We start from the raw sequence: 16,243 nt of genomic DNA, 5'->3' as shown, positions 1-16,243 counted from the left end.
AGGTATAAAAATGTATCAAACATACATTAAAAGAATATTAGATATAGTAGTTGCATTAGTAGCACTACCTTTTGTTTTATTAATTATAATAATAGTTGCTCCTTTCATATATTTAGAGGATCGTGGACCAATTTTTTATAATGCCGAAAGACGTGGTCTTAATGGGAAAGCATTTAAAATGTTCAAGTTTCGATCAATGCATGTAAATGCCCCTGATATAAGGAATGAAGATTCTTCTACATTTAATAGTGAAAATGATCCTCGAGTGACGCAAGTAGGAAAAATATTAAGGAAATCTTCTATAGACGAAGTACTTCAAATTTTAAATGTATTAAAGGGAGATATGAGTTTTATAGGTCCAAGACCTAATTTGACTTCTAAAGCTTTTAGTTCCCTTGATGAAATAGAAAGGAAAAGAATTACCATCAGGCCAGGAATCACTGGGTATAATCAAGCCTATTACAGAAATTCTATTCCCCAGAGAGAAAAATATATAAATGATTGTTATTATGTTGATCATGTTTCACTTGTACTAGATATGAAAATCCTATTTAAAACTGTTGGAACAGTATTGTTAAACAAAAATATTAATACAAATCCTTCTGGTAGTGGAAGGGTAACTGAAAAACAAAATGAAAAATAAGAAAAGAATACTCATTGTAGGCGGATCGTATTTACAATTACCAGCTATAATTAAGGCTAAACAAATGGGCTATCAAGTAGCTGTAGCAGATTACAATTCAAGAGCAATCGGAGTATCTTATGCAGATAAATATTATAATGTAAGCACTATAGATGAACAGGGTATATATGAAACTGCTAAAGAATTTTGTGCAGATGGTGTAATGACATTAGCCACAGATATGCCTGTACGTGCTGTGGCATATACTTGTGAAAAACTAGGATTAAATGGAATTTCTTATGATTCAGCTCTTAAGGCTACTGATAAAGGAGAAATGATAAAAGTTTTTGAGAAAATGGGTGTAGCGCATCCTTGGTATTATATTTTACAAACAGTTGATGAACTTGGAAGTATCGAAAGTGAGATTGAGTATCCTTGCATTAGTAAGCCCATCGATAGTTCTGGTAGTAGAGGTGTGGTACTAATCAACAACCCTAGAGAACTAAAAGAGTCTGTTGCATATAGCTCCTCTCAAGGTTCTAGTTCGGGAGTAATTATTGAAGAATATATGGATGGATATGAAGTAAGTGTAGAGATCGTTGTATTAAATGGAAAAGTACATGTACTAGCTGTTACTGATAAATTAACAACAGGTGCACCACATTTTGTAGAAATGCGGCATAGCCAACCTAGTAGATTAAGTGAAGCTAACATAGATAGTATAAAAAAACTAGCTATAAAGTCAGTTTTGGCTATAGGAATTGCAAACGGACCTGCTCATGTTGAAATCATGCAAACCAAACATGGCCCTAAAATAATTGAACTTGGTGCTCGTATGGGAGGTGACTTCATCTCTACATACTTAGTCCCGCTCTCTACGGGAATAGACATGTTGAAGGCCGTTATCAATATTTCGTGTCAGGAAGAAGTCGATTTAAATCCATCTTTCGAGAAGGGAAGCTCCATTCAGTATTTGTCAGCAAAAAAAGGAGAAATAAAAAATATAGACGGAATAGACACTGCAAGAAATATTGACGGGGTATATGAGGTGAAGATGCTAAAACGTGTTGGAGACCAATCTGAAGAAATAAATAATAGTCATAATCGTTTAGGATATGTGGTAGCTCAAGGTACAACAGCGGCAGATGCAATTAATTACTGTGAAAAAGCAATAGAATGTATAAAATTAGAAATTGATTGAATTTCATTAAGTTATTACGAAAAAGGGGATAATAATATGTTCGAAAATAAGCGGTTATTAATATTAGGAGCAGGAAGAGGACAAGTTGGATTAATAAAAGCTGCAAAAGAGATGGGGATACATACAGTTGTGGGAACTATGCCAAACGGTAACCCACCTGGAACTTTACTTGCGGATGAGGTAGCACATATGGATATTTCAAATCCAGATATGGTATTGGCCAAATCGAGAGAGTTAAATCTTGATGGAATAGCTACATGTTGCCTAGATACAGGAGTAACTGCTTTAGGGAAATCATGCGAAAATTTAGGTTTAACTGGGTTAGATGAGGATGCTGCAACATTTTGTCAAGATAAGTTGAAGATGAAAACTGCATTAATGGAAAACGGTGTTAGTACTGCTAAATTTTCTAAAGTTTCATCTGAAAAAGAACTTAGTCAATGTCTTGAAGATTTAATGTTGCCAGTCATCATCAAAGCCACCGACTTACAAGGAAGTAAAGGTATCTATATTGCTCATACAAAAGAAGAAGCGTTTGAAGGATTTAGAAAATCAATGCAAGATACAAAACGGAATTACTGTATTGTAGAAGAATTCATTGAAGGATGGGAGTTTGGTGCACAATCTTTCATTTTTAATAACGAAATATTATTCGTTTTACCTCATGGAGATGAGACATTCAGGAGTCATACAGAAATACCAGTAGGCCATTCTGTACCTATTGAATGTTCTAAGGATATACTTCAACAAGCTGAAGAATGCGTGAGTAGTGCCATCCGAGCTTTAAACCTTGATAATTGTGCTGTAAATGTGGATTTAATAGTAAAAGAAGGGAAAGTTTACATTATTGAGCTTACTGGTCGTGTGGGAGCTAACTGCCTTCCTGAATTAGTTTCTATTAATTATGGAATAAATTATTATGAAATGATAAGTGCTATGGCTATAGGCGAAGATCCAAGACTAATATGGGAAAAGCGTGATAAGTATCCTAATGCTGGATTAGCAAGAATGTTATTTTCTGAAACTGAAAAGGGTACTCTTGATAAAATAGAATACACTGGACCAACGAATGAGGATATTGTAGAAATTACGTTCTTCGTAAAACCAGGAGATGAAGTTAATACCTTCGAAAGTTCAAATGATTGTATTGGTCAGGTTATTGTGAAAGGCAAATCAATTGAAGAATGTGAAGACAAAATAGAACAAATTAAAGAAGATATTATTGTTAAATTAAAATAATTCTGTATTAAGAAATAATATTAAGTATCAATTATAATACTAACTTTTGCTTCAGATTTTAATATTATGGTAGATATATTTAAGGTGAGTGGTTAAATTAATGAAGCTATTAATCATAGGAAGAGGTTATCCAGAAGTTGAAACTGGGATGATTGGTATTTTTGAATATGAGCAAGCAAAAGCAGTTTCTAACTTTTCTGATAGTCCTCTTCAAATTTTATTTACATTTAGCGATAATCGCTCGGTTTTTAGGTTGCGAAAGTTAAATAACATCAAAAAGTATGACAGTAATATTTATATCAGGGGGAGTCACTTTCCTATAGGAGGGCTCCCAAAAATACTTTTTGATAAACTTAAAACTATCTCAAGTTTATATAATATTAAAAAGATAATTAATGAACATGGAATCCCGGATATTATACATATTCACTTCCCTATAATAACCCTCACTGAAGAGATATGGGATTACTTAGCATCTCTTGATACCAATATTGTTATTACTGAGCACTATTCAAGAGTACAAAATAAGGAATTGTCTATCAAACAAATTAATCTTCTTCGGAAGGTAACTGCTAACGCGGATAAATTTCTCAGTGTTAATAATCTTTTACCTACAAGTATTAAAGAATTAACAGGAGTAGATAGAGAATACATAGTAGTACCCAATGTTGTTGCATCCTCTTTCTCGTATTGTGAGGATTTAAATAACGATATATATAGGTTTGTATCAATTGGTAGACTAGTAAAAGGGAAGAAGTTTGACATTGTTATTGAAGCATTTGCTAAGAGGTTCAATAATGTGAAAAATGTAGAACTCATTATTGTAGGTGATGGTGAGGAATATTCAAATCTTAAAGAGCAGATTAATTCCTTAAATATGAGTGATAAAATAAAGTTAACTGGGTTTTTAAACAGAGAGAAAACCGCAAAATTACTAAGTAAAAGTAACTCTTATGTTACAGCTAGCTCTTTTGAAACCTTTGGTGTTCCTGTTGTTGAAGCCATGTCTTGTGGAAAACCGGTTATAGTGGCTAATGTCTCGCCGTTAGCTCAGTATATTAATAATGACAGAGGACTGTTCTTTCAAGTGGATTGTGTCGAAAGTCTTGGTGATAAAATGAATGAAATTCACAAGAATCGCTCAATGTATAACTCTAAAGAAATTGCTGATTTTGCACATGAACAATTCAGTGAAGAAGCGATTGGTGAACAATTATTCGAAATATATCAAAGCTGTCTATCTAAAAATTCTTAAGGAGTAATTGATTTGAAAATATTAATAGTTTCACCCTTTTTCCCACCTTTTGGAACAGTTGCAATAGTAAGAGTTTCCAGTCTCGCCCATGAATTGATAAAACAGGGTCACGAACTTACTATTATTAGAAATGAGTTTGATGAGAGAATAGATAAGCTGTCAGATAGTGATGAAGACCTACTAAAACTAGAAACACATACAGTAAATGTAGATCAGTCTGTCAGATATTTTGAAGCAAGTAACCGCTATAAATCTGTATTTAGAGAAGTAATGAATAAAGAAAAGTTTGATTTGGTATTTATTACGGCTGGCCCGTACTACACAATCCCTCTGTGTAAAGTTGCTAAGGAAGAATACAACACAAAGTGTGTTATTGACTACAGGGATTTATGGATTTTTGATATGAGGAATAAAATGGAATTCTTCAATCCTTACAATCTTTCTAAGAAAACAGCCTATTTCTTAATTGAAAAAGAGAATATCAAATATGCTGATTTAGTTGTTACTGTAACTGAGGAATGGAAGCAAATATTAAAAAGAGTATATAAAAAGAAAGATCTAGAGGTCATATCTAATGGTTATGACGATAATCTACTGAAAAAGTCACAAGGATCAACTGAGAATCCTTATCAGGATAAATTTGTAGTGGCTGCTTTCGGAAAGCTTTCCTATTACTCAGTTAAACATAGCATAGATTTCTTTAAAGCTATGAAAACTCTAAACAAAAAGTATCCTGAGTTACTTGTTCTTCATATTGGTTTACCAGAAAAAGAAACTAATGAAGCCATTAAAATAAGTGGTTTTAATCCAAAGAATTATAAAAATACAGGTTTTATTAACTATGTAGATGGTATTGAAATGCTGAAAAAGTCAGATGCTTGTGTAATTATAGACGTTAGAAAAGGTGCTATGGGAACAAAATTTTATGATTATGTTTTTGTTAACAAGCCATTAGTTTATATAGGAAAGAAAAATACAGACTTAGATAACTTAATTAGTGGATTCGAAAATGGCTTTTCTTGTTACGACGAAAATGATGCATTAAAAGCAATTAATAAAATTAAAGATGAAAATATTTCATCGTTAACGAATGATAAAGATGTTGGGAAATATGCTCGTAGTAAACAAAATATAAAGTATGTAGAATTTCTTGAGACACTCTAAGTGTTAAAGAACTACAAAATTATCTAACAGCTATCAAGTTAGTAATAATTGTACTTCACGAAAATTTACTGGTGTGTATTTTATAGAGACAATTTATTAATAATTAATATTGTCGCTAATGAGATTGCATCTTCGAAGAAGATTATTAAATGAATTTGTTACATGAATTGGGGATGATCACCAGGTGGGGAATATCACCATAAACACTAAGCAGTTGTTATTGATTATTATAGTTTATCCTTTCTTCAAAACCTATTACTTTTCCACACTAGGTATAATTCCAGAATTAAATCAAATTTTATTTACGTTATCATTAATTATAATTTGTATATTTTACTTATTGGAATTGCGAAGACTTAAATTAAATAGTGGTATGATGTTTGTTATTATGTATTATTTATTAATTTTAATATCTACAACTCTAAAAGATTTTTCACCAAACTCTGAGTACTTTTCATTAATAACATTTTCACTAGGTTTCTCACTGCTAGTTAATTATTGTCTTCAAACCAAAACAGACTTTTTGTATTTTTCATCTGCTATTCGAAGTCTTCTTTATATATACGTTGTTGCAAACTTGTTTTTCATGATAATTTATCCTAACGGAATACCTTCAATTACAACTTACGTGGACTTCCCTCAATATGTATTTGGTAATGAGAACAGTGTAATTAAGTTGGTGCTTCCAGGCTTGTGTTTTGTATTTTTACATGATTTAGTAAAATTTAAAAAAGTCAAAAAGAAAAGTTGGTTACTCCTCATACTAGTTTGGGTAACACTTTTTACTACATGGTCAGTGACTTCAATGATAGGGTTGTTCGTATTTACTTTTATGGTTTTGAATAAATTCGGCAAAAGAAATCTTTTTTTTGATTATTATTTTATTCTTGCTTTTTCCATATGCGCATCAATTATTATAATATTTTTAAGATATGAAATTAATATCTTGGCAAATGTATTACAGATATTCGGAAAAGATCTAACCTTCTCAAATCGCGATTTTCTATGGATTAATACAATCGAAAGTATTAAAGAATCCCCGATATGGGGGTACGGTGTACAAAACACTGAAGAAATATGGAAACACATTGGAAATGCTTTTGGTTCGCACAATTATTATCTTGATACCACGTTCCGCGGTGGTTTAACCGCTTTAATTTTTTTGATTTCAGGATTAATTTACTTCGGTAAGAGAATTACGATCAATAATAATCATGTCACGAGAACAATAACAGGGACTAGCTGTGCCTATTTTATGATGTGGATTACTGAGCCGTTCATTTCTACTGAATTCCTAATGTTTAGTATTCTATTTGTTTTAATGTCTCGTATAGATCTTGTATTAGAATATTATTATGAAACTTAGTTGCAGCTTAGTTTGTAGAAGATAATATGGAGGTTTAATGGGTGAATTTGAGGAACATTGTTAAACAAAATAAGTTTATGTACAGAACGTATTTAAGAATTAAGTTTTTTAAAACAATAAAAAAGTGTAAGAAACGTAAAAAAATGAATATTGATGAAATCAAAAGTATAATTGAAAAAGAATATTACGATAGAATTCATGAGCCGATAGACTGGACGAATCCTAAGAAATATACAGAAAAAATCCAATGGAGGAAACTATTTCTAGATGATAAACGGATAACTGAGTACTCAGATAAAGTGCTTGTGAGAGATTACGTAAAAAAAATAATCGGAAATGACTTTTTAATTCCTGTTATAGGTGTTTGGAATTCATTTGACGAGATAGATATTGAATCACTCCCTAACTCTTTTGTACTAAAAACTAATCATGGTTCTGGTACAAATATTATAGTTAAAGATAAAAGTCATTTTGATCGTAAGACTGCTAAAATTTTAATGGATGGTTGGATGAAAACAGACTTTGGTTACAGCCATGGTTTTGAGCTTCATTATTCTGCAATTACGAGAAAAATATATGCTGAAGAACTTATAAATAACATTGGAGATGACTTAGAAGATTATAAATTCCTTTGTTTTAATGGCAAGGCATATTTTTGCTGGGTAGATGTAGATAGGAATGGGCATCACAGAAGAAATGTTTATGATCTTGAGTGGAATTTACAACCTTGGGGACAAGCAAAAGAAAACGCTATTAAAGATATACCAAAACCGCAGAATTTTGACCTAATGGTAGATCTGGCAGAAAAACTAGCGTCTGACTTTTCACACGTAAGAGTGGATTTTTATAATGTAGAAGGAAAAATATATTTTGGAGAGATGACGTTTACTAATGGAAGTGGATATGATTTGATAACCCCAAGAAAGTATGACGGTGAATTAGGCAGACTTTGGGAGAAATATAGAATTTCATAATAAGATATAGCTTTTCATTATAATACGTTTAAAAATTAAGGGATGTATAATATTTAATGGGGAACATGATAACCTTCACGACACAAAAATTAAAAAATATAAAAAGAAACTCATTTATTAAAAATGTAATAATAATGGCCTCTGGTACTGCTGCTGCACAAGTAATTGCACTATTACTTTCCCCAGTTATTACTCGATTATATGGTCCAGAATCATATGGTTTGATGGGTTCATATATGGCTATTGTAGCTATAATAGTACCTGTTGCAGCCTTAACCTATCCAATTGCTATAGTTTTGCCAAAAAGTGAAACGGAAGCTAAGGGAATAATAAGGGTTTCTATAACTATTACTATGATAAACGCAGGCATCTTGTTAATAGTTTTACTGGCTTTTTACCAAACGATTTTAGATGTATTCAACCTTAATCAACTTGGGAATTTCTTGTATTTAATACCTTTGACCATCCTTTTTGCTGGAATTCTTCAAGTAACTGAACAGTGGCTGATTCGTATGAAATATTTTAAAATATCTGCCAGAGTAACTTTTATACAAGCTTTCTTAACACACGGTGGTATCGCAACTATAGGTTTTTTTAATCCACTGGCATCTGTATTAGTTATGTTTCAGTCCTCTAAAGAAGGTCTCAAAGCCGCATTAATGTTATTTTCTTTGAGAAAGAAAGAAAAAAACAGAATAGTAAAACTTACAAATGATAAAATCCCAAAAAGATTAATCTTAAAGAAGTATAATGATTTCCCATTTTTTAGAGCCCCAGAAGTTTTCTTGAACGCTGTTTCTCAGGGGTTGCCAATCCTAATGTTGACTAGTTTTTTTGGACCAGCTTCCGCTGGATTTTACACGATATGTAAAACCGTGTTAAATATGCCTGCACAATTAGTTGGAAAGTCAGTTGGAGATGTGTTTTATCCAAGAGTAGCTGAAGCAGCTAATTTAAATGAGAACGTTACAGGATTGATTAGAAAAGCAACTTTGTCACTCGCATTAATTGGATTTCTTCCTTTTGGTGTAGTAGTATTATTTGGTCCTTGGCTTTTTAGTTTTGTTTTTGGTTCAGATTGGTTGAGTGCAGGAGAATATGCAAGGTATATTTCTCTATGGTCTTTTTTTGCCTTATTAAATCTACCAAGTGTTAAGTCTTTACCAGTTTTGTCTGCTCAAAGTTTCCAACTAAAATATACTATTTTTATGTTAGTTATGAGAATTTCGATGTTGAGCCTAGGCTACTATGTTTTTGCTAGTGATATAATAGCAATAGCTCTATTTGGTATATCAGGTGCACTCTTAAATATAGGATTAATAATAATTACACTAAGGATTAGTAAGAAATATGATCAAAATAAAATTTATAGTAACACCCTTTGAGGAACAAAAGATTGAAATATCGATACTAACAATTTAATATACATTAGAGTTTGAATGTTGAGGTGTTTTATTTATATGAAGATTACAATAGCGGGTACAGGTTATGTTGGTCTATCAAATGCAATACTCTTGGCTAAAGATAATGAAGTTATTGCACTAGATATTATTGAAGAAAAAGTTAATATGATAAACAATAAAGTTTCACCAATTATAGACAAAGAAATTGAAGAATATTTGTTGCAAGAAGAATTAAACTTAGTTGCAACCACCGATAATTATAAGGCTTTTATAAATGCTGATTATGTTATTATTTCTACCCCAACCAATTATGATCCAAAACTGAATTATTTTAATACTAGAACTGTAGAAGCCGTAATTGCAAATGTATTATCAATAAATCCTGATGCTGTTATGGTAATAAAATCAACTGTCCCAGTAGGTTACACAGAAAAAGTAAAACAAAAATTCGAGACAAACAATATAATATTCTCTCCTGAATTTTTACGAGAAGGAAAAGCTTTGTATGATAACTTATATCCTTCAAGAATAATTGTAGGAGAGCAATCAGATAGAGCAAAAATGTTTGGTGAATTATTACTACAAGGAGCTATAGAAGAGGACGTACCTGTTTTATATACAAATTCAACTGAGGCTGAGGCCATTAAGTTATTTGCTAATACTTACTTGGGTATGAGAGTAGCTTTTTTTAATGAATTAGACTCCTATGCTGAAGTGAGAGGGTTAAATACGAAGCAAATTATTGATGGAGTGGGTATGGATCCGCGAATAGGAGATCACTATAATAATCCATCTTTTGGTTATGGTGGATACTGTTTGCCTAAAGATACAAAACAACTCTTAGCCAATTATAGTGATGTTCCAAACAATATAATGACAGCAATTGTTGATGCAAATAGAACTCGTAAAGATCACATAGCTGATATGGTAATAAAGAAGAATCCAAAGATCGTGGGTATTTATCGACTCACTATGAAAATGGATTCAGATAACTTTAGGCAATCAGCAATTCAAGGCGTAATGAAGCGAATAAAAGCTAAAGGCATTGAAGTTATTGTGTATGAACCAGCAATACATGAAGAAACATTCTACAATTCTAAAGTTATAAATAACCTTGAAGAATTTAAGAGTGTTTCAGATTTGATAGTTGCAAATCGTTTATCTGATGAGTTACATGATGTTAAAGGGAAGGTATACACAAGAGATTTGTTTAGTAGGGATTAAGAATCTGGAAGATAAATACTCGTCATCAAGGAAGTATGTTAGTAAATGGTTAGCAGTCTTTTCTAAGTTATATGAAAAGGCTGCTTTTATTATTGAATGCTATTTATGTTTTAAAATAATTATAATATATTGTAAATGTAACTAGAATTTAACAGTTTCCCCTAATTAAGATTTCAACATCTTGATCTTCGAGCTGTATCTTTCGCCTTAACGTTTAGTCTCTCCTGAATTAAATCATGGATCTGTTCTTATCATTTTGTTCATTTATTCATTTTCTCGATGAATAAGATTATAGTGGATTCAAAGAAAGGAAATAATGAATAATTTTTAAATATAAAATATGTCCCAACATTGGCCAAATTTAAGTTAAGTGAAGAGGTTCTGAAAATGCTCCTTCCGAAGGAGCATGAAATAGATGTAGACAAATTTTATTTCGAAAGTGAATCATTAAGTGGATACAGAGAAGAAGTTTAATTGATGGGTAGAAGAGGTGAAACAACCATTGTAAAGAGAGTGTTAGCAATAGTGCCTTTTCTAATTCTTTAGTTTACTAGATATAGTGATAATAAAGCTGAAGTATTATTCCAGTTGACCCCTTCATGTGTTGGGTTTCAACTGTTTTTTTTTTTTTGTTGCAAACCAAAAGTCCTTTAGACCTATTAAAATATACCCAGAAAAGATATTGACTTCCCATCCACTAAGGTTATAATAAAATAAATGTTAATTAGTAACACTAAATGTTAGTTTGTAACCACTAGTGATTAACTTCAAGAGCAGAAATGTTACCATTCACTTCACTACTAAACTATCCAAGTTTGTTACTAATGAACACATCTATTACGTTAAGGGGGAAGAGTATGAAAAAGGTAGCGGTGATTTTACTAGCTTTCGTTCTTGTGTTGACAGCTTGCTCTGGTCAAGGTGAACAGGCTTCTACGGAGAGTGTTGAGGGTGTACCTGAAGAAGTTCAGGGTGGCAAGAAGATTGCGGTTATTCGTAACTTGCCTTCTGATGATCATACGAAGCAATTTTTGGATGGTGCGCGCAAAGAAGGAGAAGCGTTCGGGTTTAAGGTAGATACGTTTATCTCTGATAATGATGACGCAAAGTTTCAGGAACTTGTGGCTCAAGCGATTCAGAAACAGTATGACGGATTGATTATTTCACATGGTAAGAAGGACTACTCTTATAAAATGATCAAGCCAGCGATTGATAAAGGCATTAAGGTTGTAGCATTTGACACGATTGCTGAACAGGACGGAGAAACCCTTGAGGGAATCACTTCTACTTTCCAGGATGACTATAAGCTTGCGGAACTTTCTTTGGACGAGGTTGTAAGCGCTTCCTCTCAGCCTGTGAAAGTGATAAAGCTTTGGTTCGGTCCTGGTGTTCCTCCATTAGATCGACGTCAGGAGATTTATCAAAAGTATGAAGATGAAGGGAAAATTAAAACGCTTGAAGTCATTGGACCAACGAACTTCCAAGATGTTCAAGGTGACATTGCTTCGAAGGTGAGTTCTGTTCTAGCAAAATACCCAGATGGTACGGTCGATGCGGTGTGGGGATCTTGGGACGAGATGGCCAAAGGTGCTTATAAAGCAATGAAGGATAACAAACGTACGGATATTAAGCTATTCTCAATCGACATTTCAAACCAGGACATTAACTTTATGCGTGAAGAGGGAAGCAACTGGATGTCGACGGCAGCTGTTGATCCTGGTCTAATCGGAAAGATGAACATGCGTTTGATGGCTAAGAAACTTGCAGGTGAAGAAACACCTGAAACATATGATCTTGAAGCGATGCTGATCAAGCAAAGTGACTTGAAAGAAGATACAAACATGACGAACCTTGGTGAGGTAGTAGAAGGGTGGGGAGAATCAGACGAGTTTAATGAAGAGTGGATGAAGAAGCTTCGTGACGTTCACGGAAAATAAGTGAGAGTTTTAAATAAGGAGGGAGCAAGCTTCTCTCCTTTTACCATTCTAGATAGAAGAGTTGGGTGAAGGATGGAAAAACAAAAATCCGTAATAACGATGAAGAATATATCGATTGAATTCCCCGGTGTAAAAGCTCTTTCAGGTGTTGATTTTGAACTCCAGTCTGGAAGTATTCATGCGTTGATCGGTGCTAACGGAGCAGGGAAGTCAACGTTAATGAAGGTGTTATCAGGAGCCTATACGCATTACACGGGTGATATCTCTCTTGATGGTAACCATGTTGTTATCGACTCGCCTAAAACAGCAAAAGGAATTGGTGTCGACATCGTTTATCAGGAAGTCGATACCGCACTTATCCCTTACCTGGATGTTGGCGAAAACATTATGCTCGATATTCTCGTGAATAAAATGGGAAAGAAGCATTTTGTGAATTGGAATCACGTATATAAAAAGGCTCAGGAAGCTCTTAACAGGTTGAACATCAACATCGATGTGAAGAAAAAGGTGGAAGATCTTGATCTAGCTGAAAAACAAATGGTGCTCATTGCACGGGCGATCGTCGAAGAACGACGGTTCCTTATTTTAGATGAACCCACGGCGCCTCTTAGTAATCGAGAAACAGAAGAGCTCTTTCGTATTGTAAGAGATCTTGCGAAAAACCACGATGTAGGAATCGTGTTTATCTCTCACCGTCTTCCTGAACTTTTTGAGATTTGTGAAGACATCACGATTATGAAAGATGGAAAGCTAGTGATTACTCGTGAGATGGAAGGATTAACATCAAAAGAAGTCGTTGAATACATGCTCGGTAGAACGTTTGATGAAGAGCATAAGAAAGAGTCAGTCGAAATCGGTAATACGCTATTTCGTGTTCAAAATATTACAGAGAAAAAAGGACGGATCAAGGATATCAATCTTCAGGTTCGAGAAGGGGAGATCGTCGGGGTAGCTGGGCTCGTAGGAGCTGGGAAAACAGAGCTATGCAAAACGATCTTCGGGTCCTATCAAACAGCTTCTGGAAGTATGAATTTACGAGATAAAAAGTTAGCGATTAAAAATTCTTACGCTGCTGTGAAACAAGGGATCGCCCTTGTGCCTGAGGAAAGGCGTAAAGAAGGTGTGTTAGTAGAAGAACCGGTATATTCAAACCTCTCAGCTGCTAATCTAGCAAGGTTTTCTACTAAGCTAAGCTTTCTTAAGCCTTCAAAGGAAAAAGAGTCTGCTAGAGAGATGATCAAACGTCTGGGTATTAAAACCCCGAGTGAAAACCAGAAAGTTGCCTTTCTTTCAGGCGGTAATCAGCAGAAGGTAGCCGTAGGAAAGTGGCTCATGACAGATGCGAGCGTTTATTTATTCGATGAGCCGACAAAGGGTGTCGATGTTGGTGCCAAAGGCGATATTTTTGATTTGATCACAAACTTAGCCAAATCGAAAAAAGGTGTACTCTATGCATCGAGCGAGATATCAGAGATTCTTTCGATCACAGATCGCATCTATGTAATGTACGATGGTGAAATTGTAAAAGAACTTGAGACCTCTTCCACGTCCGAAGAAGAAATTCTTTATTATTCCACAGGGGGAAAGTGATGTATGTCAACGAATCCAGAAATGAATAAACACGCATCTCAGACCGGGAGAGGATTAAGCGGGGCACTCCAATTCGTAAACAATTGGGGAACGGTTATCGCGATTATTCTTCTCGTCATCTTCTTTTCGGTAGCGATGCCGCAGTTCTTAACGGGATCTAATATCTTAACGATCTTTCGAAGTATCGCAATTGTGACCATTATTGCGATCGGGTTGACCGTTTCGTTAACGGTGAATGGATTTGACCTGTCCGTTGGATCCGCTGCTACACTTTCAAGCTCATTGATCGTCTCTATGTTTGTCTGGTTTAGCATGCCTACCGTTCCTTCAATTTTGATCGCAATCGGCATTACGCTCGTAGTAGCTGCAGTGAACGCTTTTCTCATCGTAAAAGTTAAGATACCAGATTTGTTCGCGACTCTTGCGACGATGTTTATATTCGAAGGAGTTGCGATGACGTATACCGGCGGTGGTTCGATTAGTGAAGGGATGCCGCGCCTTGATGGCACGCCAACAGAAGGGCAGCTTAGCACGGTATTTATAAAACTTGGTCAGGCACCATGGATCATCATCATCATGGCTGTGGTTGTACTCCTTGTGCATATTTTCTTGAACCACACGAAGCATGGCCGTTATCTCTATGTGGTTGGTGGAAACATGGAGGCTGCACGCTTATCAGGTATACCCGTGAACCGTTATCGAACGCTCGCCTATGCCATTTCCACGTTCCTTGCAGCGCTCGGTGGTATCATTCTTGCTTCAAAAATTGGTTCTGCTCAAATCAATGCTGGCGCAGGCTTTCTTATGCCAGCGGTTGCGGCAGCTTTTATAGGTTCATCTTTCGCAGGCTTAGGAAAGCCGAACGCCATCGGAACGCTGATCGGTGCGATCCTCGTTGGTGTGTTAGAAAACGGGTTAATCATGATGTCTGTTCCTTATTATTCACTGAACATTATTAAAGGTCTTGTCCTAGCGCTTGCGTTAGCATCCACGTATTACAATAAGCGACATTAAACGGAGGGGTAAAATGAGAGAGTTTGATGCCTACTTTTTAATGGAAGAAAAAGATGTAATTGAGTATGCTCGTGAAAAATTATCACTTTTTCAAGATGATTCATCTCTACACTGTAAAGAGATTGGTGATGGAAACTTGAACTACGTTTTCAGGGTCTGGGAAGAAGACGGAAGTGCGTCTGTTATTATTAAACAAGCTGGACATACAGCACGAATTTCTGATGAGTTCAAACTATCGACTAATCGCATTCGAATCGAAAGCAGCGTGTTGATGCTTCATCATAAATTAGCACCAGGCTTAGTTCCAGATGTAATTCTCTACGATGATGTGATGAACTGTTGTGTGATGGAAGACCTCTCATCTCATCAAATTTTAAGAACAGCGCTGCTTGATAAAGTGAAATTTCCTCTATTCGTCGATCACGTGACGACCTTCATGGTGAACACGCTTCTCTTAACGTCCGATGTCGTCATGGATCATAAAGAAAAGAAGGAACGAATGAAAAACTACATCAATCCAGAACTGTGCGAGATTACAGAGGATTTGGTGTACTCTGAGCCATTTAACGATTATAAAGTTAGAAACGATTTGTCTTCCTTGAACAAAGCCTGGATCGAAGAAAACATCTATGGAGACCCCAAGCTGCGATTGGAAGCAGCTAAGCTAAAATTCTCATTCATGACGAATGCTCAAGCGCTTGTTCACGGTGATCTTCACACAGGCTCTTTCTTTGTGACGAAGGATTCCACCAAAGTGATCGATCCTGAGTTCGCTTTCTATGGTCCGATGGGATATGACGTTGGAAATATTCTTGCAAACTTTATTTTCGCCTGGTGTAACACGGATGCTGTGATGGAGGACGGGGAAGAAAAGGCTTCCTATTTAGCGTGGATCGAAGAAACGATCGAAGGCATCGTCGATCAATTCTCTTCCAAGTTCCTTGAAGCATGGGAGAACCATGCCACAGATATCATGGCTGGTGAGAAAGCCTTCGATACCTGGTATTTACGGACGGTTCTTAAAGATTCTGCTTCTATTGCAGGACTTGAACTTATTAGAAGAATCATAGGGATTGCGAAAGTGAAGGACATTACATCGATAACGAATGAAAATGACCGTGCAAGAGCTGAAAGAATCTGTTTAACTGTTGGAAAAACGTTTATTTTAGAAGCGGATCGTTTCCAATCTGGGCATGACTTTTTAAAAGCATTAAAAAACGAAGCTTCATTAGAAGTTCTTAAAGGAGACTGACT

The 16,243-nt window shown here is 35.0% G+C and carries 13 protein-coding genes; all 13 read left to right on the top strand.

Annotated elements, in window-relative coordinates:
* Positions 1 to 10: 10 nt before the first annotated feature.
* The 13 genes from PFZ69_RS07020 to mtnK all read left to right on the top strand — a co-directional run bounded on the left by PFZ69_RS07020 (position 11) and on the right by mtnK (position 16,241).
* Positions 11 to 643: a sugar transferase gene (locus PFZ69_RS07020; protein WP_270180294.1), complete on the top strand. Its 633-nt coding sequence runs from the start codon at positions 11 to 13 to the stop codon at positions 641 to 643.
* Positions 633 to 1,823 (top strand): ATP-grasp domain-containing protein, encoded by a 1,191-nt coding sequence (locus PFZ69_RS07015; protein WP_270180293.1) that lies wholly within the window; start codon positions 633 to 635, stop codon positions 1,821 to 1,823. Before PFZ69_RS07020 ends, PFZ69_RS07015 begins: the two co-directional genes overlap by 11 nt.
* 36 nt (positions 1,824 to 1,859) lie before the next feature.
* A complete protein-coding gene (locus PFZ69_RS07010) occupies positions 1,860 to 3,062 on the top strand; it encodes an ATP-grasp domain-containing protein (protein ID WP_270180292.1) in 1,203 nt (400 codons plus the stop codon).
* A 100-nt stretch (positions 3,063 to 3,162) separates the two neighbouring features.
* Entirely contained in the window at positions 3,163 to 4,317 is a 1,155-nt protein-coding gene (locus PFZ69_RS07005; RefSeq protein ID WP_270180291.1) for a glycosyltransferase family 4 protein, read from the top strand.
* 12 nt (positions 4,318 to 4,329) lie between these two features.
* Entirely contained in the window at positions 4,330 to 5,481 is a 1,152-nt protein-coding gene (locus PFZ69_RS07000; protein ID WP_270180290.1) for a glycosyltransferase, read from the top strand.
* A gap of 184 nt (positions 5,482 to 5,665) precedes the next feature.
* Positions 5,666 to 6,847, top strand: a complete 1,182-nt coding sequence (locus tag PFZ69_RS06995; RefSeq protein ID WP_270180289.1) for an O-antigen ligase family protein — start codon at positions 5,666 to 5,668, stop codon at positions 6,845 to 6,847.
* A gap of 41 nt (positions 6,848 to 6,888) precedes the next feature.
* Complete coding sequence (locus tag PFZ69_RS06990; RefSeq protein WP_270180288.1) at positions 6,889 to 7,821, top strand: ATP-grasp fold amidoligase family protein; 933 nt, start codon at positions 6,889 to 6,891, stop codon at positions 7,819 to 7,821.
* Positions 7,822 to 7,877: 56 nt separating this feature from the next.
* Entirely contained in the window at positions 7,878 to 9,206 is a 1,329-nt protein-coding gene (locus tag PFZ69_RS06985; RefSeq protein ID WP_270180287.1) for a lipopolysaccharide biosynthesis protein, read from the top strand.
* Between the two features lie 75 nt (positions 9,207 to 9,281).
* Positions 9,282 to 10,448, top strand: coding sequence for a nucleotide sugar dehydrogenase (locus PFZ69_RS06980; protein WP_270180286.1), 1,167 nt, complete (start codon positions 9,282 to 9,284; stop codon positions 10,446 to 10,448).
* Positions 10,449 to 11,305: 857 nt separating this feature from the next.
* Positions 11,306 to 12,385, top strand: coding sequence for a sugar ABC transporter substrate-binding protein (locus PFZ69_RS06975; protein ID WP_270180285.1), 1,080 nt, complete (start codon positions 11,306 to 11,308; stop codon positions 12,383 to 12,385).
* A gap of 72 nt (positions 12,386 to 12,457) precedes the next feature.
* Positions 12,458 to 13,975 carry a sugar ABC transporter ATP-binding protein gene (locus PFZ69_RS06970; protein ID WP_270180284.1) on the top strand — a complete coding sequence of 506 codons (1,518 nt, stop codon included), beginning with the start codon at positions 12,458 to 12,460 and terminating at the stop codon, positions 13,973 to 13,975.
* Positions 13,976 to 13,996: 21 nt separating this feature from the next.
* The gene (locus PFZ69_RS06965) at positions 13,997 to 14,989 is read left to right on the top strand and encodes an ABC transporter permease (RefSeq protein ID WP_270180634.1); all 993 of its coding nucleotides are present in this window, start codon (positions 13,997 to 13,999) and stop codon (positions 14,987 to 14,989) included.
* A gap of 13 nt (positions 14,990 to 15,002) precedes the next feature.
* Positions 15,003 to 16,241: an S-methyl-5-thioribose kinase gene (gene mtnK, locus PFZ69_RS06960; RefSeq protein WP_270180283.1), complete on the top strand. Its 1,239-nt coding sequence runs from the start codon at positions 15,003 to 15,005 to the stop codon at positions 16,239 to 16,241.
* Positions 16,242 to 16,243: the final 2 nt, after the last annotated feature.

Source organism: Alkalihalobacillus sp. CinArs1 (assembly GCF_947387515.1).
Taxonomy (GTDB): Bacteria; Bacillota; Bacilli; order Bacillales; family Guptibacillaceae; genus Guptibacillus.
This window is presented reverse-complemented; position numbering and strand designations above follow the sequence as displayed.